The following is a 1,888-nucleotide window of genomic DNA, read 5'->3' as shown; positions in this document are numbered from 1 at the left end:
ATAGGGGTAGGAACGGCGCATTGGTTTGCGCCGCCCCTCCCTCCAAACCGGACGGGCGGATCTCCCGCATCCGGCTTTCCGTCAGCAGTTGGCTCCTCTACGGAGACTGGCGCAAGCTTCTTCTTGGGCTCCGATCAGGCTGTAGAGTCCAAGTTCTTCAAAGTAGTGGTTGGGCCATCGTTGGTGGTCTTTGCCTCGGGCGCGACCATCTCGCTTGCTCCGGTGTCGCAGGATGCTTCGCAGACGACCTCTCACCCAGCCATCCAGCGCCTCTAACGATGCCTCCGCGGCCTGCGCAAAGTAACCGTACACGCCTCTCAACACCGGGTTCAACCGCGCGATGATCGTGTTAAGGCTCTTTGCGTTGGCCCGCTTGGTCATCGGTTTGATCCGCCTTTTGACCTTCTTCAGGCTTCGGGGCCGGATGTAGCGTTTGATCCTCCCGTCGTGCCCGCTGCGCTTGAACTGGTACCCAAGGAACTCAAAACTCGCCTTGGGTTGCCCCATGTCCACGAGCTTTGTTTTCTGAGGGTGCAGCTCAAGCCCGGCTTGGGTCATCCACTCCCGCAGGATCTTATAAGCCTCCTGGGCTTTCGTGGCGCTCTCACATAAGATGACCATGTCATCAGCATATCGCACCATCTCCAGCCCCTTCTGACTCATGAGCCAGTCCAGCGGGTTGAGGTAGATGTTGGCCAGAAGCGGACTGATGACCCCGCCTTGCGGCGTGCCCTGCTCCACCCCGGACCCTTCCACCTCTTCCATCTGTTCCATCACTCCCTGCTTGAGCATCGACTCCACCAGACCCAGCACCTTCCCATCGCAGATGCGTTCCTTGACCAGTTCCAGCAGCCGCCCGTGCGGGATGCTGTCGAAGTACCCTTTGATGTCCACGTCCACCACATGCACCAGTCCGCCCTTGAGCAGCCGGTCCACGCGACGCAACGCGTCTTTACAACCACGTCCAGGCCGGAACCCATAGCTGTGCGGGGCAAACTCATGCTCAAAGATCGGTTCTATCACCATCTTGAGCGCGGTCTGCACCACGCGGTCGCGCACCGTGGGAATGCCCAACGGCCGCTTGCCCGCTCCTCCAGCTTTGGGGATCCATACCCGTTTAACAGCACTGGGAACGTAGGAGCCTTGGCGGAGTTGCTCCTTCACGGCGAGCAGCCGGTTTAGGCTGTCTTTGCCAAAGTGCTTCACACTGATCCCGTCCACGCCACAAGCCCCTGCGTTGGACTGAACCTGTTCCCAAGCCATCAGGAGGGTTCGTTCCGCACAGACCTTGTCCATGAGGCTGAACCACACCCTTCCTTTGACCCCGTTTGCCAGGGCCTCCAGCATCTTCTCTGTCCAGACCCCGTGTTTGGCCCTGTGTTTGATCCACAGGTCCTCTTGCCCTTGCTTATCCGTTGCCGGAACTGACGGGCAGCTTTCTTCACGGGCTCCTTCCTTCGAAGCATCTGCTTTCCTGCCGCCCTTGGCTCCACCGGAATTACCCGGGTTCAACGCTACTATGGCAGCTCTGACTCCTGTCAGGGGGCTTGCGCCCTCCTGTCCTGACAGGTCTCCTGTGTTCACTGTACTACCCTTGCCAGACATACCATCACCAAACACCCCGTCGTTCCCACACACAGCCTCCGAGGCTCGCCGTGCGTGGATCTCATTGCTCATGGCAACAACATGGCTTCGCCCTGACGTCGCAGGCTCGCCGAAGGATTGAGGCCGAATCGTGTTCACTTTTATTATGGTCTGAATGGTTCTCTCGATTGCTCCCCACCCCGCCTCACGGCGACGCAGTTATGTTGAGTTCTCAGACGGTCATCGGCACCATCTGGCCGAAGTCTTCCACTCCGGAGGGTTGTAACAACTTCACAGCGCACGA

At 59.1% G+C, this 1,888-nt stretch carries 1 protein-coding gene; it reads right to left on the bottom strand.

The features are described from left to right. Positions 1-81 precede the first annotated feature (81 nt). Positions 82-1,347: a group II intron reverse transcriptase/maturase gene (gene ltrA / locus BV034_RS34060; RefSeq protein ID WP_050031395.1), complete on the bottom strand. Its 1,266-nt coding sequence runs from the start codon at positions 1,345-1,347 to the stop codon at positions 82-84. Positions 1,348-1,888: the final 541 nt, after the last annotated feature.

The sequence above is a fragment of the Verrucomicrobium sp. BvORR034 genome (genome assembly GCF_000739635.1).
In the GTDB taxonomy this organism is placed as follows: Bacteria; Verrucomicrobiota; Verrucomicrobiia; order Verrucomicrobiales; family Verrucomicrobiaceae; genus Verrucomicrobium.
Note: the sequence above shows the minus strand (reverse complement) of the source record. Positions and strands in the feature narration are given on the sequence as shown.